We start from the raw sequence: 17,398 nt of genomic DNA on the forward strand, positions 1-17,398 counted from the left end.
CAGCGCGCTGCCGCCGGTCGCATTCGAGGCGAGACGGCGTCCGCCGGCTCAGAAGCCTCACCCGCCCGGACGGAACACGGCACGGACGCACCCGTCCTCCTTGTCCTTGAACATCCGGTAGCCCTTGGGCCCGTCGTCGAGCGGCATCATGTGGGTGGCGAGGTGCTCTGTCCTCACCTCGTCCCTGCTCATGAGGTCGAGGATCTCCGGGATGTAGCGGTGCCCGTGCTGCTGCGCGCCGCGCAGGGTCAGCGCCTTGTTCATGACCGCACCGAGGGGGAACTTGTCCACGAGACCCGCGAAGACGCCCAGGGTGAACACCGTCCCGCCCTTGCGGCAGGCGTAGATGGCCTCGCGCACCGCCGTGGGCCGGTCGGTCTGCAGCCGCATCTGCTGCTTGACCTGGTCGTAGAGGTACTGCGGGCCCGGGGTGTGCGCCTCCATGCCCACCGCTTCGATGCAGACGTCCGGTCCCCGGCCACCGGTCATCTCGCGGAGTTCGGCAGGGACGTTCACCTCCTCGTAGTCGAGGGTCTCCGCCCCGATGTGGGTGCGGACCTGCTCGAGCCGGTTGTCGTACCGGTCGACGACGACGACCCGCTCGGCGCCCATGATCATGGCCGCGCGAGCGGCCATCTGGCCCACGCCGCCGGCCCCCCACACCGCGACGACGTCACCGGGCCGCACCTCGGCCTGGTGCGCCCCCGTCCAGCCTGTCGGCGCCGCATCGGAGGCGAACAGCGCCCGCTCGTCGGACACGCCGTCAGGGATGGCGAAGGCCCCCTGGTCGGCATAGGGCACCCGGATGTAGCGCGCGTGGCTGCCCGCCCAGCCACCCATCGCGTGGGAGTACCCGTAGCAGCCCCCGATCGACTGGCCCCACAGCGCCTCGGTGATCCCCGGGTTGGGGTTGCCGTTGTCGCACAGCGACCACAGCCCCCGCCGGCAGTACCAGCACTGCCCGCAGCCGATGAAGGAGACCACCACCACGCGGCCGCCCACCCGATGCTTCGTGACCCCGGGCCCGACCTCGGCGACCGTGCCCATGAACTCGTGCCCGAGCACGTCCCCCGCCCGCATGGCAGGGATGTAGCCCCCTACCAGGTGCAGGTCCGAGCCGCAGGTCGCGCTCAGCCCCACCTCGACGATGATGTCGTGGTGGTTGAGGATCGTGGGCTCGGGGACGTCCTCGACGCCGATCTCGTTGACCCCCCGCCAGGTCACCGCCTTCACCGCACACCTGCCTTGGGCGCCACCTTGGTCCACACCTCGAGGAGCGCTCCGCCGGGGGTCGGCGTCCGCTTGCCGTGCGGTGCGGGGTCCACCGCCAGCACCTCACCCACCTCGATGAGCTGCTTGGCCCGACGGAGCGCGGAGCGCAGGTCGGCCTGCGGGTCGCTGCCGCTCAGCCGACCGGGAGTGCTGCCGGAGGGCTGGGTGCGCAGCCGGGCGCCGAGCTCGGTGCCCTTGCCGTTGGCGGCCGGGTGGACACGGACCTCGAGCTGTTCGCCGAACTCCGCCAGGGGTGCGGGCGGCTTGGCGGTGTCGATCTCGGACGGCTCCCGGAACACGGTCACCACGAGCCACCCGGACGCCGGCTGAGTCGCGCCGGCCGGCCGGGCAGCGGACGGGTCGATGACCGACCGCACCTGGCGGACGACGCTTCCACCGGCGCGGGCGGCGAAGGACGCCACGTTTCCGAGGGAGGAGATCATGTACGACCTCCCGCACCTGCGGACTGCGGGGCGCCGGCGAATTCCTGCACGATGCGCTCGCAGAAGGCCGGCAGATCGTCGGGCGATCGGCTCGTCGTGATGTTGCCGTCGGTGACGACCTGCTCGTCGACCACCTCCGCCCCGGCGTTGCGCAGGTCGGTGCGCACGCTCGGCCACGAGGTCAACCGGCGGCCGCGCGCGACGTCGGCCTCGACGAAGTTCCACGGGCCGTGGCAGATCGAGGCGACGGGCTTGCCCGACCGGACGAAGTCCCGGACGAATCGCACCGCGGCGGGTTCCATCCGCAGCTTGTCCGGGTTCACCGTCCCACCCGGCAGGAGCAGCGCCTCGTAGTCGTCGACCGACACCTCGCCGACCAACTGGTCGACCGCGAAGGTGCCGGCGTCCTCGAGGTCGTGATCGCGCGCCTGGATCTCCCCATCGGAGATGGAGACGACGACGGTGCGAGCGCCGGCCTCCTCCAACGCCTGCCGCGGCCGCTCCAGCTCGACCCGCTCCACCCCGTCGGCCGCGAGGATGGCGATCCGGCGTCCGTCCAGCACTCCTGCCATGTCAGGCACCCGTCCCCGCCATCCCCGGGTGCAGGACGACCTTCGTCCAGCCGTCGTCCCGCTTGTCGAAGTGCTCGTAGGCCTCCGGCGCGCGGTCGAGGGGCAGCTCGTGGCTCACGATGAACGACGGCTCGGCCTTGCCCGCGGCGATCAGGTCGCGCAGCTGCCGGTTGTACCGTTTGACCGGCGCCTGGCCGCTGCCGATGTGCTGGCCCTTGAACCAGAACATGCCGTAGTCGAAGGCGAGCTTGCCCTGCTTCGCCAGTTCGTCGCTGGCCCCGGGATCCTGGGGCACGAAGACGCCGACGTTGCCGATCTTCCCGGTGAAGCGCACCGAGGCGACCAGCCGGTTCATCGTCAGGTTGGCCTGCTCCTGCCCGTCGGGCTCGTGCGCCTGGTAGCCGACGCATTCGCAGCCGTTGTCCGCGCCCAGCCCCATCGTCTCGTCGAGAACGGCCTGCACTGGATCGACCTTCGAGTCGTCGATGGCGATCGCGCCGATCGACTCGGCCAGCCGCAGCCGGTCGGGGTGCCGGTCGACGACCATCACCTTGCCGGCCCCTCGGATGGTCGCCGAGAGGGCGGCCATCAGCCCGACCGGTCCGGCGCCGTAGATGACTGTCTGGTCGCCAGGTTGCACGCCGGCCATCTCGGTGGCGTGGTAGCCGGTCGGGAAGATGTCTGCGAGCATCACGTAGTCGGCCTGGCGCTGCTCGGCGTCCTCCCCCAGCCGCAGGCAGTTGAAGTCACCCCAGGGCACGCGCAGCAGCTCGGCCTGTCCGCCGGCGTACGGGCCCATGTCGGCGAAGCCGTATGCGGCGCCGGCCATGTTCGGCTCGGGCTGGGCGGTCAGGCAGTAGTTCGTGAGCTGGCGCTCGCAGTTCTTGCAGTGCCCGCAGGCGATGTTGAACGGCAGGACGACGTATTCCCCCACCTTGACCTTGTCGACCCCGTCGCCGACCTCGACCACCTGGCCCAGGTTCTCGTGCCCGAACCAACGGCCGGGCTCGAAGTCGGTCCGGCCCTCGTACATGTGCAGGTCCGAGCCGCAGATGTTCGCCGACGTGATTCGCACCAGGACGTCGGTCGGCCGCTCGATCCGTGCGTCCGGTACGTCCTTGACGCTGACCTGCCGCGGCCCCTCGTAGACCACTGCTCTCACGCTGCCTCCCTCGTCGGTGTGCCCAAGCGTCCCGGCCCGAGCGGGTCTTCATTGCACCCGTCACAGCGTCGGCCCGGGTATCGGCAGACATGCCGATACCGGGCCCGGAGGGATCTGTCGGTGGCCGGGGTGGCCACCGAGCTGCGCCACGTCATCACGAGCCACGCCGCCATCCGCGACGTGTTCGTCGTGCACGGCCACACGTCGGCCGGCCCGCTGTTCCGGCGTCCTCCGGCCGCCACGCCTGGTGACCACCGTCCACGACCCCTTCGACGCGACGTCGAGGCCGGTCTGCCGCGCGATGCGCGGCGTCGTCACAGTGGCCATCTCGGCACCACCACCAGGTGGCCATTGCCGACGGGTCCCGCTCACCGGGCGTGATCCATCACCGCGTGGACGTGGAGTCGGTCCCGGTGGGCAGAGGGAACGGCGGGTACGCGAACGTCGTGGGCGCATGTCCGACCTGCCCCGACGAGCCACCTCGGCAGCAGGTGTCCACCACGCTGCCGGACGCCTGCGACGGGGGAGCGGTGCTCCTGGGACCCGCTCCAGACGACCGCCGCACTGGCCGTCCCCGCCGGGCGCCTCGACGGCATCGGGTTTAGGTCACCGCGCCCGAGGTAGTAACACCCGCTTCCACGATATGACTGACTACCCGAGCGGCGTCCTCCCCACCCCATCGAGCAGCCGTTTCAGTGATGGCCGGGCTCGGGCCACTGCCGCGGCGATCTTTGGAGGGCACATGCGCTCGCACCAGGCCGGTGAGCTGATGCTGGCCGAGACAGCCGCCTCGGCCGGCACCACCTCCGAGCGCGCGCAGGCCCTGCTCGAGGTCCTCCGCCGGCTCGTCCCGTTCGACGGTGCGTGGCTGGCGCTCGCCGACCCGATGGGCCACGGCTACCACTCCCTGGCGAGCCTCGACCTCGACGGCCCGATCGTGGAGTTCCTCTCCGGCCCGCTGATGGCGCGGGACATCGAAGCGACCGGCACCGACCGGGCACGTCCCCCGTTGAGCCCGTCGGACCTGCCCTACCCGGCCGAGGAGCTGCCGACCTGGGCCGAATGCCTCATCCCGTCCGGGATCAACGAGGCGCTGGTCCTCGCCCTCTTCACACCATCGGGGCGGCACGTCGGCTTCCTCGCGCTGCTGTCCGGCAACCGGCGCCCACCGTCCCCGCTCACGCGCCGCAGGCTCGGACGGCTCGGACCGGTGCTCGCGCACGGCATCGACCCGATGCGTTCGCTTCTCACCGCCGCACGCCTGGTGCACGGGGCCACGGCCGGCGTGGTGCTCCGCGTGGACGAAGGCTGCCAGGCGCTGCCGGGCCTTCCCGCGGACGAGCTGCTGACCCCGTCCTCCCCCGTCATGGCCGCCGCACGCGAGCGCATCGGCGACGGGCACGTCTACTCCTCGTTCCTCTGGCCGGTGGGTGGGCCCCACGCCCCGGGCGGGCACGTGCGCGTGACCGCCCTGGCGGCACCTGAGGACGTTCCGCCGGGGCTGACCGGTCTGGCCCTGCTGTCCCCTGCGACCAATCTCCAGGGGCTCACGCCGCGGGAACTGGAAGTGCTGGGCCTCCTGGTCGAGGGGTGCTCCAACCAGGAGATCGCCCACTCGCTCGTGGTGGCTCCACGGACCGTGGCCGCCCACCTGGAGCACGTCCTCGGCAAGCTCGGGGCACCGACGCGGACACTCGCCGCGGTCCGCGCGGAACGAGACGGCCTCTATGTTCCGGCCCTCGCCCCGGGCGGAGCTTGCGTGGACCAGCGGCAGGGCGCGGTCGGACCGTAGCGACCCTCCGCGAGCCGGAGGACCTGGCCGGAGCAGATCGTCAAGGCGGGTGTGTCTCTGAATGGCGACATCGGCCGATCGACCGATGTCCACGCGCCTGGACCGGTCCTAGCGTGTGAGCCGCGGTGGCCCAGGAGTACCGGGAGCTGGTCGGGCCGACGGCCTGAGCTCGCCGGCCCCCAGACATCGGCCGGGACCGGCGGAGGGGCAGAGCCGCACCACCATCAGGAGGAGCCGGTGATCCAGTACGCGACGTTCATCCAGACCGTCGGCGAGCAGGCCGGCGCGGCCGACACCGAGGAGGCTCGGCGCGCGGTGGATGCGGTCATCGCCGCCGTGGCCGGGTCGTTGGAGGAGTCCGACCGCGACCGGTTGGCCGCGGTCCTGCCCGCCTCCCTCCGGGGCGCCGCGGAGATCCGGGGGCAGGCCGTGCACCCCGACAGCGGCGCCGCTCTGGTCTCCGCGGTGAGCACCGGGTTCGGATGCCCGGCCGAGCGTGCCCGCTTCTACACCCGGGCGGTCCTGTCCACACTGGCCGGTTCCGAACCGGAGCTGGCCCGCGTCCTCGCCGGGCGTCTGCCGGACGGCGAAGAGCTCTTCTCGCCCATCGACCAAGGGGTTCCGCCGCACGGTTCCGGGGTGCCGACCGAACTGACCCCGCGACTGCTCGAGCGGGACGAGATCGACCGCGCGCTCGCCGCCCTGGAGGGCTGGGAGGGCGACGAACATCGGCTGCGGCGCACCGTCGTGCTCCCGCCCGAGCGCCGGAGGCCGCTGCGCGACGCCGTCGCCCGGGTCGAGCGCGACATGACCCACCACGCGCGCGTCGAGCAACTGCAGGACGGGATCACGTTCGAGGTCTGGACGCATTCGCTCGACCGCGTGACCGACATGGACGTCGAGCTCGCCCGGCGGATCGATGCGGCGATCGCTGCGCTCGGGTCCTCCGGCTGACCCGTCCCCGGTCCGGCGATCTCCTCCTCGCCATCCGGGCTTCCTCCGGTGCGCCTCGAGGCGTGCTGCTACGGACTTGCCCGGATGCCCGTGATGCTGCACCACGAACAGCAACCCCAGGGACGGCACCATGAGGGCGGCGCCGCGCCGACGACCACGGTCATGGGGGACGGCGTGGTGATCGGGGCCACGGCCGCGATCGGCAGGCGGGTGCCCAGCAGGTTGGGGTCCTGCGCGATCCCCCAGCCCAAGGAGGATCGCCGCCGCAGCTCCCGCGCCGAGACCCGGCAGCACCCGCGGGTGCAACCGCCGCAGCGGCAGGAGCGTGACGAGTCCGCGTCGGGCGGCCGGGCGGGCATCAACGGAACCCGGAGCTGGAGCGGGGAGATATCGGCAGTTCTCCGGATGGCTCCGCGCCTCGTCCGAGGCTTCGATGGGACCGGCAACGGAGGCAATCCCGTCCAGGAGGAGGACACGTGCACTACGAGGAGTTCATCGGAACCGCTTCGGCCCGCACCGGGCGAGCGCCGGAGATCGCCGAGTCACTGACGCATGCGACGCTGCGGGTGCTCGCGGAGCGGCTCCGCGGAGGCGAGACCCGGGACCTCGCGTCGCAGCTACCGAAGGAGCTGCAGCCCGACCTGATCCCGCCGACCCAGCAGGCACAGCGGCACGAGGCACAGGACTTCGTGCGCCGGGTGGCGGAGCAGGCGCAGGTCGACGAGGGCGAGGCCAGGAAGGCCGTGGCCGCGGTCCTCACGACGACGCGGGAGGACATCACCGCCGGCGAGTCGGAGGACATCGCCTCGCAGATGGCACGGGGGCTGGACGTCCTCATGACCGGGGCGCAGTGATGGCCGGCTCGTTGACCCCGGAGCAGGTCCTCGACTACCTGACGGATGTCGACTACCCCGCGGACAAGGACGCTCTCGTGAGCGCTGCCGAGCGGGCGGGGGCGCCCGACGAGGTGCTCCGGAGCCTGAGGGCAATCCCTCCGGTCGACTACCGCAGCCGCGCGGAGGTCGTGCGCTCGGTCCGAGTGGACCCAGCCCCCGAGCGCCCCTCCGGCCTCGCCGCCGAGCAGGCGCGGATGGACGCACCACCGCGCGTCGCCGAGCACATGCGCTCTCCGCGAGAGTAGCGGACCACGAGGCCGCGGCGCCGAGCCGAGTGACTCGGGTGGAGTCAGGTGCGGGGCGCCAGCTCGTAGACCGGCCCCAGGTCGGTCCGGCCGGTGTCGGGGACCTCGTGCAGGATCTTCGGCTCGCTGTGCAGGAGCCGATGAACGGCCGTGCGGGTCGCCTCCAGGCTCAGCCCGGCCTGGCGGGCGATGTCCTGCAGATGGGGCGCGCCCGCGCCGACCTCCCGCTCGGCAACGGCACGGTACACAGCGGCATCCGTTCCCGTCAGATCCTCTGCACGCATGCCATCTCCTTCGGTCGACCGCCGCGGCGGCGTCGATCAGGGGCACGACCACTGGTCGCGAGCCCCCCGATTGCAGCCGGATGGAACCGTGGACGGTATCGGCAGATGTACCCATCTTCGGCGCACTGCGTGAGGCGCCGGGCGAGCAGGACTTGCCACAGATCGTCCCGGATCCCCCACGACGGGAACGGCCAACCTGCCCATGCGCAGAGTCGGATGCTCGCCACGACAGCTCGCGACACCGGAATGTGAGCGCACGGGGCGGTCGATCACGGCCTGGGCCCGCTACTTATGCCCAATCCTGCCTCTGCCGCTCGGGATGACGTACGCACACTGACGGAGTCCACGCCGCAAGGCGCCGACCAGCACAAATAGATCAGAAGGAGGCCACGCGCAGGTACGGGCGAAGTCGAAGATCACTTGACAAGCCGCTGACCTGCGAAAATGGAGCCGCCTTGGGGAGTCGAACCCCAGACCTACGCATTACGAGAATTATCGTCTCCAAGGTCACGGCAGGCGTCAGCTGCATCAGCACAGCTCAGAGGCTCTCCCCAGCGCGTGAGTGGTATCGCAGGAACCACAGGGAGGCCACAGAGGAGGCCACGTTTCGGGTGAGTCGCCGGGAACGAGACCCCTAGGACACGGGAGCCGGGTCGTCTGCCAGGTAGATGGCGCGCATCCACACCGTCGTCGCCGACTCGACGAGGTCGTCGACGGCCAACGCGTCCGGGGCGTTGATCAGGGTGAGGAAGAGCATGCGCTCGCCGTGCCAGATCAGGTTGCGGGCGAGCTGGTCGGCGGCGGGCCCGTCGGGAGCGATACCGCGTTGCCGCTCGCGCTCGATCGCCCGGGTCATACGTTCGACGGGCTGGTGGATGAGGTCGTCCCACAGGCTGCGGGCCTCGTCGACGGAGTTCCAGAGGTCCGCGCCCTCGCGCATGACGGCGCCGTGCTCGAGCCAGAAGTCGACGACAGCTCGGATGGTGGCCGTCATCGACTCGCGGGGGCGGGCGGACTCCGGCCGCTGGAACCAGGAGTCCTCGGTGTCGTAGAAGACCAGGAGCCGGTCCCGCACTCGCGCGAGCAGCGCGGCGTAGGCCTCGTGCTTGGACTTGAAGTAGAAGTAGAAGCGCGTGCGGGTGATCCCGGCTTCCTCGGCGATCTGCTCCACACCGAGGTCCCGCAGCGGCGTCTCGACCAGCAGACGCTCGAGCGCGTCCAGAATCAGTGCGTCCCGACGCCGGGTGGCGCGGGTGGTGGGTTTCCGCTCGCGCTGCCCACTGCTCATCGGCGCGGCCGTCGGACCTGTCATCGCGGTGGACTCTACCGCCGCCCGACGTGCCGGACCCGCGATGCGCGCGGGTCCGGCACAGCTCACAGCGTCGTGTCTTCGTCCGGCAGCATGAACTGGACCCGCTCCAGCGACGAGCAGAGCGGGCCGAAGACCTCCCGCCGGATCCGGTTGTGCTCGGTGTCCTCGTCGTATCGACGATAGGCCGCCTCGTCGGCGAGGTCGACGGTGATCACGAAGTCCGCGTCGCCCTCGCGCAACCCGAGATCACGGCCGGCCCGGAGCTCGAACTCGACGCCCGGCACCCGCAGGTCACGCAGCTCCTGGAGGCCCGCCTCGATCTCGGCCGTACCCACTCCCTCCCGGATCCGGCCGAGGACCACGTTGCGGATCACCGGCGTTCCCACTCCCGTGGGCGCACCGGCACCTCGTGCAGGGAGGCCGCCCGCCGCTCGTCCAGCGTGCGCCTACCGGCGTCGGTCATCAGGTCCGGCGTCCACATCGTGACCGTGTCGACCTCCACCCGGACGTTCTCGACGCCGTCGACCTCGGCCACTCGTGCCTCGATCCCGTCAGCGATGGAGCTCATGAGGATGCACGACGGTGCCGTGGGGCTGACCGTGACGACGACCGTTCCGTCGTCCTCGACATGCCAGTCTCGGACCAGCCCCATCTCCCGCACACTCATCGGCGCCCGCGCCGCGATGCTGCAGGGATCGTCGACCTTGCCGAGCGCGGCCTCGATCGCCGCCGGCGTCGCGCTCATCGCCGGTACCCCGCCGGGTCCGACGCGAACTCCTTCTTCCAGGCGGCGTAGGGCTCCGGGCGGGGCCCGGTGCGCCGCGCCAGGGAGAACTGGTCGTCGGCGATCTTCGCCTTCATCGCCTCGACGTCCAGGTCGAGGATGCGCGCGTAGTTCAGGCCGAGGATCTTCGCCTTGTCCTCACGGGTCAGGGGCTCGATCCCCACGCCGTTCAGCGTCTCCTCGGAGAACTGGAACTCGGTGAAGGCCTCCAGGAAGGACTGGGTGTGGGCGAACATCGCCCCATCCGAGAAGATGATCTTGTCTGGGCCGCCCCACAGGAGGAAGTCGGCCATGATCTCCTCGAACATCTTCGGCGCCTTGAGCAGCAGCAGGCTGGTGACCTCGAGGTTGGCGTAGACGTTGGGGTAGCGGCCCAGCGCGAGGGAGGTCTCGCGGGTGAACGCCAGCCCGGCGTGGATGATCTCGAAGCTCACCTCGGAGAAGCGCCCGGCGGCCCCGTCGACGTCGTCGATCTTGTAGGGGTTCATCGGCACCGGCCCGAGAGGGGCCGCCTTGTGGATCGCGACGGTCTTGAGCCCGTGCTCGATGGCCCGCTCGATGATCGGGAACGCGAGGTCCGGGTCGTCGAGCCGCCAGGACCGGTCCGGCTCGACCTGGGCCGGGTACATCTTCAGCCCGATCGCCTGGGGCAGCTCGGCCATCTGCTCGTCGAGCTCGCGCAGGCAGGTCTCGAGTCCCGCGGTCGGGTCCACACCGACGTAGGCGAGGAAGCGGTCTCCGTACTTGGTGGCCGCTTCGACGGTCTTCTCCCGTGCAGCGAGGCCGTCGCCGAAGTAGGAGTCGAGGCGCAGGGTGTGCGTGGCGGCGATGTCGACGTCCGCCTCCACGAAGAGCGCCTGGGCGAGGGCGTCGACGGTCCAGTCCGAGGTGAACTCCTCGAGGGTCATCCGGGCGTGGGGCGGCGACCAGGTGTTGTGGAGCCCCCAGAGCATGTCGCACAACAGCTGGCCGGGTTTGTTGCGAATGTTCGCCGGTTCGAGGTTGTAGGCGTGGGACACGGCGTTGATCACGAAGTAGTCGTCGATCATCGTTGACCTCCTGTGATGGGTGGTGCGGATCAGAGCTGCTCAGATCCGTCGGTCGGAACCTGTCCAGTACTCGTCGCGCAAGGCCCGTTTGAGGACCTTGCCGATCCCCGAGCGCGGAAGCGCGCGGACGATGACGCGCTTGGGCGCCTTGACCGAGCCGAGGTGCGCCTTGCAGGCCGCGATCAGCTCGTTCGGATCGATCAGGTGTCCGGGCCGGGCCTCGATCACCGCTGTCACGGCTTCGCCCCATTTCGGGTCGGGGAGCCCGATGACCGCGCAGTCGTCGACGCTCGGGAAGGTGTGCAGGAAGGCCTCGACCTCGGACGGGAAGACGTTGAAACCCCCCGTGATGATCATGTCCTTCTTGCGGTCGACGATGTAGACGAAACCGTCCGCGTCGCGCAGGCCGACGTCGCCCGTCCCGTACCAACCTCCGGGTCTGCGGGTCTGGGCGGTCGCGTCGGGGTCCTGCCAGTAGCCGTCGAAGACCAGGTCGGACCGCACGACGATCTCGCCGCTCTCGCCGGGCCCGAGCAGGTTCCCGTCGTCGTCCATGATCTCGATCCGGGCGAGCGCCGAGGGTCGGCCGCAGGACGCCAGCCGACGGCCGAGGGCCGGGTCCGCCGCGGCGCGCGCGATCTCCGTGGTCTCGTGGACGGTGCAGAGCAGCGGTGCCTCGGCCTGGCCGAAGGTCTGTGTCATCACCGGGCCGAACACCTCGACGGCCTCGGCGAGGCGGTCCGGGGCCAGCGGGGCTCCGGCGATGAGGAACTGGCGGAGCGAGGAGTAGTCGTATCCGCGGACCTTCGGGTCGGCCAGCAGCTTGTAGAGGGCGGTCGGCGGGAGGAAAGTCGTGGAGATCCGGTTGCGCTCGATCGACCCGAGCACCTGCTCGGGCACCACTCCGTCGTGCACGACCACCCGTCCGCCCTGCGCGAGGGTCGGGAAACAGACCAGGCCGGCGGCGTGGGTCATCGGGGTCGCGCAGAGGTAGCGGGGTGGGTCCGGCTCGCGCAGGTGGATCTGGAACCCCAGGCACATCAGGTGGATCTGGCGGTGGGTGATCGGGACCGCCTTCGACCGCCCCGTGGTCCCACCGGTCGGGAGGAGCATCGCGACACCGCCGGCCTCGAATGGCCGGTCCGATACGCGGGGACCCGCCGGCACCAGCCAGTCGTCGGCGCCGAAAGGCTGGGAGGGTTCGAGGCCGTCGACCAATTTCTCCAGCTCGGCGGCCCGGTCGGCCAGATCGGGGTGATGGAGGATCCGCCGGCACCCGACCGTCGTCAGGAAGTCGGCCTGGTCTGCCGAACCGGAGGCGACGTTGATCGCGGTCCAGATCGCCCCCGCACGGAGGATCCCGACAATGCTCGCGAGGGCGAGCGGATGGTTCCGGCTGAGGACGCCGATCCGGTCCCCCGGCTGGATCCCGTCCCGGAGCAGCGCGCCCGCGATCTTGTGGGTCAGCTCGCGGAACTCCACGTGGGTGAGGACCGTCGTGCCGTCAGGATTGACGAGGCACGGATCGGTGGGCGCCGCGCGAGCGCCGCGGTCGATGTAGTCGACGAGCAGCATGGGACGACCTCGGTGTCATCGTGGTGGGGTGACGGGCAGGGGTCAGGAGACGAGGGTGCGGAGCAGGTCGCAGGCGTCGTCGATCACGCGGGATCCTGCCGGGATCTTCTTGGGCACCAGGGGTGCGTGGTGGATGATTCCGGGGATGCACATGTCCTCGGCCGTGCCGCCGGCGGCACGGATCCGCTCGGCGAAGGCGTGCCCCTCGTCGCGCAGCGGGTCGAACTCGGCGGTGACGACGACCGTGGGTGGGAACCCGCTCAGGTCGGTGGCGCGGAAGGGGAAGACGAGCGGGTCGTCGTCCTTCGCGTCGGGGGCGTACTGGGCGAACATCCACTCCATCTGTTCGCCGGTGAGCAGGTAGTCCTTGTCCAAGGTGTGTCGGGATTCGGTTTTCGAGTCCCGGTCCAGCACGGGCAGCATGAGGACGAGGGCGCTCAGGCTGCGATCACGCAGCGCCGTCGCGGCCACGAGACACCCTCCGCTGGACTCCCCCGCGAGGACCACCTTGCTGGAGCCGGCGACCCCGTCGAGGACGGCGCCGATCTCGTCGAGCTGGCGCGGGTAGGTCGCCTCGGGGGCGAGGGAGAAGTCGACAGCCACGACCGTGCAGCCGGAGCGGTTGGCGAAGCGTCGGCACAAGGTGTCGTGGGTGTGCAGCCCGCAGCGGGTGAATGAGCCGCCGTGCACGTAGACCACGGTGGCCAGGGGTTCGACGGACGGCGTGTAGGTCCGCACCGGGACGCCGGCGACGACCCCGTCCTCGACAGCACGGACCTCCTCCCGCTCGAACCCGAGCGGGATCAAGGCCTCGACGCCCTCGCGCATCTCGGCCACCGACGTCTCCGAGAGGGGCTTTGCAGGCTTGCTCGTGGCGTTCTCGATGAAGGCTGCTACGGCTTGATCGAGCGGCATGCCCGAAACAATACACGACGTCGTGTCTCGCTCAAGGGCCTCGCCGTCCGAAGATCCGCAGGTCGGTAACCGAGCAGCGGCGGGAGCCCAGGAGAGATCAAGGCCTGACCGCGGCTACCTCGCAGAGCAGCAACCTGAGCGAGCGAGCTTCAGAGCCGAACACCCGGCAACCGACCTCGGAGCAGAGTCGACTCATGCTGGACATGCCATGCCTGAGCTACGCACGATGAGAGGCCACGACACACATCGCGAAGGACTCCACAAGTCCCTGGCCAGCAGAAATGGAGCCGCCTTGGGGAGTCGAACCCCAGACCTACGCATTACGAGAATTGCCGTCCACGCGTTCGTGGCAAGTATCCGTGGCATCAGCGCAGCTCAGCAGCTCACAAGGACGCATCATCGGAATCGCGGGAACCAGTTGGAGGCCACGAAGGAGGCCACGCCGTCTGTGCGTTTCGTCCCTGGCACAGCCGAGTGCAGGCTGGTTTTCCGCGGACGATCGACGCACGCGCGCACGCCCGGCGGATCGTCCGCTCGGGCGAGCTGCAATACCTTACGCATTGGCCGCAGGCTCGGCCGGCGAGGCCGTTGATTCGGTGACGTCGTCCGGGCGGTGGGGGCTGCGAAGGGCCAGCGTGGCGATCAGACTGACGAGTGCGGCGATCGCCACGTACCCCGCCACCGCGGTGAGACCCCCGGTCGAGCTGGCCAGCAGCGTCGCGACGATGGGAGCACACGCACCGCCCAGAACCCCGCTGATCCCGTACGCGACAGAGGCACCGCTGTATCGCACCTCGGCCGGGAAGGCCTCGGTGAGGTAGGCGCCGTACGGCCCCGTCATCAGGGCGATGGTCAGCGCGGCGACGATCGACCCGACGAAGACGCCGACCGTCGAGCCCGACTCCACCAGAGCGAAGTAGGGGAACGCCCACGCGCCCATGGCCACGATCCCCGCGACGAGGACCGGCCTGCGGCCGTAGCGCCCGGCCAGCACCGCCGCGAGCGGGAGGGTCACGCTCCAGAGCAGCGCGGCGACCATCGTGACCGTCAGCATCGTCGAGGCGCTGTGCAGCTTCGCCTGCGCGGCGTACCCGAGCACGAAGGCGAGGAGGAGGTTGCCCAGCACCGAGGCCGCGATGGTGACCCCGGAGGCGGGGACCCAGATCCGCGGGGCACGGAACACGTCCGCGATCGGGGCGCGTCGGACCGTGTTCCGCGCCCGCAGCCGCTCGAACTCGGGGCTCTCGTCGATCTTCAGGCGGATCACCAGGCCGACTACGACGAGCACAGCGCTGGCGAAGAACGGGATGCGCCAGCCCCAGGCCACGAAGCCCTCGTCCCCGATGGACAGACGCACGAGAAGGAACACCATGCTGGAGAGGACCACGCCCAGCGGCAGGCCGACCTGGGGCAGGGAGCTGAACAGTGTCCGCTGCGCGGGCGTCTTGGCGTGCTCGAGGGCCAGCAGCGTGGCACCGCCCCATTCGCCACCGACCGCGAGCCCCTGCGCGAGCCGCACCACTACGAGGAGGATCGGGGCGCCGACGCCGATGGTCTCGTAGGTCGGGAGCACACCGATCAGCGCCGTCCCGATCCCCATCACGAGCAGGGACAGCACCAGCATCTTCTTACGGCCGACCCGGTCCCCGAAATGCCCGATCAGTGCGCCGCCGATGGGCCGGGCGACGAAGCCGATGGCGAAGGTCGACAGCGCGGCCAGCGTGCTCGCCAGGCTGGACGTGCTCGGGAAGAACTGCGGGGCGAACACCAGCGTGGCCGCGAGTGCGTAGATGAAGAAGTCGTACCACTCGATGGTGGTGCCGATCAGGCCTGCGATCGCGACGCGCCAGGGACGACCGGTCCCCGTCGTGGGTGTGGGGTCAGACATCGTTGTCCTTTCGGGGTGGTGTCAGAGGTCGAGTACGAGCCGGGAGCCGAGGCACCGCGAGACGCACGGCAGGAGCCGGTCCCCCGCGGCCTGTTCCTCGTCCGTCAGCACGGAGTCGCGGTGATCGGGGACGCCGGCCACCACGGTGGTCTCGCAGGTTCCGCAGGTGCCCTCCTCACACGAGGTGAGGATGTCGACGCCGGCCGCGAGCAGGACGTCGACGATCGTCCGGTCGGCGGGCACGAAGTACTCGGAGCCCGACGAGGCGATCGTCACCGTGAACGCACGGTCCACGGCGGCCGGATCCACGTCCTTGGGCGCGAAGCGCTCCGTCCGCAGCCGGAGCCCGCGGGCGGCACACGCCGCCTCGGCGGCGGCGAGCAGCGATTCGGGGCCGCAGCAGTAGACGACGGTGCCGGGGGGCACCGCGTCGAGCGCTGCCGTGAGGTCGATCAGCCCCGACTCGTCCTGCGGGACGAGGGTCAGCCGCCCACCCGCGACATCGGCCAGCACCTCGCGGTAGGCCATCGCCGCGCGGCTGCGGCCGCCGTAGTGGATCGACCACTCCGCCCTGCCCGCGGCGACCCGGCGGGCCATGGCCAGCAGCGGGGTGATGCCGATGCCGCCCGCGAGGAACAGGTAGCCCGGTGCCTCCTCGAGCGGGAAGTGGTTGCGCGGCCCACGCACGCTGAGCTTGTCGCCCACCACGACGCGGTCGTGCAGCCACGCGGACCCGCCACGTCCCGCCGGCTGGCGCAGCACGGCGATCCGGTAGGCGGTGCGGTCCGCCGGGTCGCCGCACAGCGAATACTGTCGGACCAGCCGGTCCCCGTCCACATCGCCGACCTCGACGTCGATGTGCGCCCCCGGCTCCCAGGCGGGCAGCGCCCCACCCGCCACCGGGCGCAGGACGAACTCGACCACATCGTCAGCGAGGCGGGTGCGTGCATCGACGACGACGTCGATTTCGTCCGTCATATCGAATCCTCCGGTGTGAAGGCGACGGGCAGGGCGTAGTGCGTCATCAGCGATCCGCCGACCAGGCCGCTCTCGACGGGATCCCCGTCGAGCCGCAGGTCCGGGATCCGGTCGAGGAGCCTGCCCAGCGCGATCCGCAGCTCGGCACGGGCGAGGTGCTGGCCCTGGCACACGTGCGAGCCCGACCCGAAGGTGACGTGCCGGTTGCGGGTGCGGCCCCGGTCGAAGGTCTCGGGATCGCTGAACTCGCGCGGGTCGCGGTTCGCCGCTGCCAGGTCGAGCAGCACTCGGCCGCCCTCCGCGAGGTCGTGATCGCCGACCTGCACCGGACACCGAACCGTGCGGGCGAACAACTGCAGCGGCGTGGTCAGTCGCAGGCTCTCCTCGATGACCCGCGGCAGTGCCTTGCGGTCGGCGACCAGTTCGTCGCGCAACCCCGGCAGGGTGAGGACGTGCCGGATCAACCCGCCGAGTGCTGACCCGGTGGAGTGGTGACCACCGACGATGTAGGCGAGCAGCAACCCGGTCGCGCCCGCCTCGTCGATCGTCTTGCCCTCGACGACGCCGTTCGCCATCTGCGTCAGCATGTCGTCGCGCGGGTGCTCGCGGCGGTCGACCAACCACCGCTGGGTGGTGTCGTGGAACTCGGCGTACCGGGCGGGGAACTCGGCCGTGCCCATCGCCGCGTACAGCGCGGCGGCGATGCCGCGGGCCCGCACGGCCTCCGGCTGCTCGAGGCCGATCATCCGCCCGATCACGATCGCGGGCAGGGGCTCGGCGAGCTGGTCGACGAGGTCCGCCTTCCCCGACCCGGCGAAGGCGTCGATCAGCAGGTCGACGACCTCGGCGATCACCGGCTCGAACGCCCGCACGGCGCGCGGGGTGAGCGGCCCGTCGAGGACCCGCCGCCACTCGGCATGCTCGGGCTCGTCGAACTCCAGGGCCGGGACCGGCGGGAGCAGGGTGTTGGCGGGGATCTTCACGCCATCGGCGGAGGAGAATGCCACCGGGTCGTTCAGGGCGCTCCGGACGTTCTCGTACCGGGTCAGGTAGTCGAAACCGCCGTGGCGGTCGCTGTGCACCACCGGGCAGCGCTCTCGCATCTCGGTGTGGGCGCGACGAACCTCGGTGGCGGGCAGGGTGCCGTCGAGATGGTCGAAGGCAGCAGGTGTGGTGGTCAAGACGACTCCTTCGTCTGCACTGACGGGTGCGCTCAGCGTGGTCCGGGACGTCCGGGCGGTCTATCCGGTCGACGCGGCGATGTCCGCACGACGCGA

At 70.7% G+C, this 17,398-nt stretch carries 18 protein-coding genes; 4 read left to right on the forward strand and 14 right to left on the reverse strand.

Going from position 1 to position 17,398, the window contains the following annotated elements; all coding sequences use genetic code 11:
- Positions 1-57: 57 nt before the first annotated feature.
- The 4 genes from ABD990_RS19865 to ABD990_RS19880 are packed head-to-tail and all read right to left on the reverse strand — an operon-like array spanning position 58 to position 3,449.
- A complete protein-coding gene (locus ABD990_RS19865; protein WP_345382108.1) occupies positions 58-1,224 on the reverse strand; it encodes a zinc-dependent alcohol dehydrogenase in 1,167 nt (388 codons plus the stop codon).
- 5 nt (positions 1,225-1,229) lie between these two features.
- Positions 1,230-1,715, reverse strand: coding sequence for a hypothetical protein (locus tag ABD990_RS19870; protein WP_345382109.1), 486 nt, complete (start codon positions 1,713-1,715; stop codon positions 1,230-1,232).
- The gene (locus ABD990_RS19875) at positions 1,712-2,287 is read right to left on the reverse strand and encodes a type 1 glutamine amidotransferase domain-containing protein (RefSeq protein ID WP_345382110.1); all 576 of its coding nucleotides are present in this window, start codon (positions 2,285-2,287) and stop codon (positions 1,712-1,714) included. Before ABD990_RS19875 ends, ABD990_RS19870 begins: the two co-directional genes overlap by 4 nt.
- A gap of 1 nt (position 2,288) precedes the next feature.
- Positions 2,289-3,449: a glutathione-independent formaldehyde dehydrogenase gene (locus tag ABD990_RS19880; protein ID WP_345382111.1), complete on the reverse strand. Its 1,161-nt coding sequence runs from the start codon at positions 3,447-3,449 to the stop codon at positions 2,289-2,291.
- Positions 3,450-4,191: 742 nt separating this feature from the next.
- Between ABD990_RS19880 and ABD990_RS19885 the strand changes: the two genes are divergently transcribed.
- The 4 genes from ABD990_RS19885 (at position 4,192) to ABD990_RS19900 (ending at position 7,336) form a co-directional block, all read left to right on the forward strand.
- Complete coding sequence (locus tag ABD990_RS19885; RefSeq protein WP_345382112.1) at positions 4,192-5,241, forward strand: helix-turn-helix transcriptional regulator; 1,050 nt, start codon at positions 4,192-4,194, stop codon at positions 5,239-5,241.
- Positions 5,242-5,478: 237 nt separating this feature from the next.
- Positions 5,479-6,195 carry a DUF2267 domain-containing protein gene (locus tag ABD990_RS19890; protein WP_345382113.1) on the forward strand — a complete coding sequence of 239 codons (717 nt, stop codon included), beginning with the start codon at positions 5,479-5,481 and terminating at the stop codon, positions 6,193-6,195.
- A 476-nt stretch (positions 6,196-6,671) separates the two neighbouring features.
- The gene (locus ABD990_RS19895) at positions 6,672-7,049 is read left to right on the forward strand and encodes a DUF2267 domain-containing protein (RefSeq protein ID WP_345382114.1); all 378 of its coding nucleotides are present in this window, start codon (positions 6,672-6,674) and stop codon (positions 7,047-7,049) included.
- Positions 7,049-7,336: a DUF2795 domain-containing protein gene (locus tag ABD990_RS19900; protein WP_345382115.1), complete on the forward strand. Its 288-nt coding sequence runs from the start codon at positions 7,049-7,051 to the stop codon at positions 7,334-7,336. The genes ABD990_RS19895 and ABD990_RS19900 overlap by 1 nt, the downstream gene beginning before the upstream one ends.
- Before the next feature lie 44 nt (positions 7,337-7,380).
- Here ABD990_RS19900 and ABD990_RS19905 read toward each other — a convergent pair whose 3' ends face one another.
- The 10 genes from ABD990_RS19905 to ABD990_RS19950 all read right to left on the reverse strand — a co-directional run bounded on the left by ABD990_RS19905 (position 7,381) and on the right by ABD990_RS19950 (position 17,302).
- Entirely contained in the window at positions 7,381-7,620 is a 240-nt protein-coding gene (locus tag ABD990_RS19905; RefSeq protein WP_345382116.1) for a hypothetical protein, read from the reverse strand.
- Positions 7,621-8,254: 634 nt separating this feature from the next.
- Entirely contained in the window at positions 8,255-8,932 is a 678-nt protein-coding gene (locus tag ABD990_RS19910; protein WP_345382117.1) for a TetR/AcrR family transcriptional regulator, read from the reverse strand.
- A 62-nt stretch (positions 8,933-8,994) separates the two neighbouring features.
- Positions 8,995-9,306: a Dabb family protein gene (locus tag ABD990_RS19915; RefSeq protein WP_345382118.1), complete on the reverse strand. Its 312-nt coding sequence runs from the start codon at positions 9,304-9,306 to the stop codon at positions 8,995-8,997.
- Complete coding sequence (locus ABD990_RS19920; RefSeq protein WP_345382119.1) at positions 9,303-9,677, reverse strand: metal-sulfur cluster assembly factor; 375 nt, start codon at positions 9,675-9,677, stop codon at positions 9,303-9,305. Before ABD990_RS19920 ends, ABD990_RS19915 begins: the two co-directional genes overlap by 4 nt.
- Complete coding sequence (locus ABD990_RS19925) at positions 9,674-10,765, reverse strand: amidohydrolase family protein (RefSeq protein WP_345382120.1); 1,092 nt, start codon at positions 10,763-10,765, stop codon at positions 9,674-9,676. Before ABD990_RS19925 ends, ABD990_RS19920 begins: the two co-directional genes overlap by 4 nt.
- A 39-nt stretch (positions 10,766-10,804) precedes the next feature.
- On the reverse strand, positions 10,805-12,340 hold the full coding sequence (locus ABD990_RS19930; RefSeq protein ID WP_345382121.1) for an AMP-binding protein: 1,536 nt from the start codon (positions 12,338-12,340) through the stop codon (positions 10,805-10,807).
- 42 nt (positions 12,341-12,382) lie between these two features.
- Entirely contained in the window at positions 12,383-13,255 is an 873-nt protein-coding gene (locus ABD990_RS19935; protein ID WP_345382122.1) for an alpha/beta hydrolase, read from the reverse strand.
- Between the two features lie 553 nt (positions 13,256-13,808).
- Entirely contained in the window at positions 13,809-15,143 is a 1,335-nt protein-coding gene (locus ABD990_RS19940; RefSeq protein WP_345382123.1) for an MFS transporter, read from the reverse strand.
- Between the two features lie 21 nt (positions 15,144-15,164).
- Positions 15,165-16,121 carry a PDR/VanB family oxidoreductase gene (locus tag ABD990_RS19945; RefSeq protein WP_345382125.1) on the reverse strand — a complete coding sequence of 319 codons (957 nt, stop codon included), beginning with the start codon at positions 16,119-16,121 and terminating at the stop codon, positions 15,165-15,167.
- On the reverse strand, positions 16,118-17,302 hold the full coding sequence (locus ABD990_RS19950) for a cytochrome P450 (protein ID WP_345382126.1): 1,185 nt from the start codon (positions 17,300-17,302) through the stop codon (positions 16,118-16,120). The genes ABD990_RS19945 and ABD990_RS19950 overlap by 4 nt, the downstream gene beginning before the upstream one ends.
- Positions 17,303-17,398: the final 96 nt, after the last annotated feature.

Source organism: Pseudonocardia yuanmonensis (assembly GCF_039542425.1).
GTDB lineage: Bacteria > Actinomycetota > Actinomycetes > Mycobacteriales > Pseudonocardiaceae > Pseudonocardia > Pseudonocardia yuanmonensis.

Bases quoted from the DNA above. Each gene is read 5' to 3' on its own strand.
- ABD990_RS19870 (WP_345382109.1), bottom strand. From the start codon at position 1,715: ATGATCTCCTCCCTCGGAAACGTGGCGTCCTTCGCCGCCCGCGCCGGT.
- ABD990_RS19875 (WP_345382110.1), bottom strand. From the start codon at position 2,287: ATGGCAGGAGTGCTGGACGGACGCCGGATCGCCATCCTCGCGGCCGAC.
- ABD990_RS19885 (WP_345382112.1), top strand. From the start codon at position 4,192: ATGCGCTCGCACCAGGCCGGTGAGCTGATGCTGGCCGAGACAGCCGCC.
- ABD990_RS19900 (WP_345382115.1), top strand. From the start codon at position 7,049: ATGGCCGGCTCGTTGACCCCGGAGCAGGTCCTCGACTACCTGACGGAT.
- ABD990_RS19905 (WP_345382116.1), bottom strand. From the start codon at position 7,620: ATGCGTGCAGAGGATCTGACGGGAACGGATGCCGCTGTGTACCGTGCC.
- ABD990_RS19910 (WP_345382117.1), bottom strand. From the start codon at position 8,932: ATGACAGGTCCGACGGCCGCGCCGATGAGCAGTGGGCAGCGCGAGCGG.
- ABD990_RS19920 (WP_345382119.1), bottom strand. From the start codon at position 9,677: ATGAGCGCGACGCCGGCGGCGATCGAGGCCGCGCTCGGCAAGGTCGAC.
- ABD990_RS19925 (WP_345382120.1), bottom strand. From the start codon at position 10,765: ATGATCGACGACTACTTCGTGATCAACGCCGTGTCCCACGCCTACAAC.
- ABD990_RS19930 (WP_345382121.1), bottom strand. From the start codon at position 12,340: ATGCTGCTCGTCGACTACATCGACCGCGGCGCTCGCGCGGCGCCCACC.
- ABD990_RS19935 (WP_345382122.1), bottom strand. From the start codon at position 13,255: ATGCCGCTCGATCAAGCCGTAGCAGCCTTCATCGAGAACGCCACGAGC.
- ABD990_RS19940 (WP_345382123.1), bottom strand. From the start codon at position 15,143: ATGTCTGACCCCACACCCACGACGGGGACCGGTCGTCCCTGGCGCGTC.
- ABD990_RS19945 (WP_345382125.1), bottom strand. From the start codon at position 16,121: ATGACGGACGAAATCGACGTCGTCGTCGATGCACGCACCCGCCTCGCT.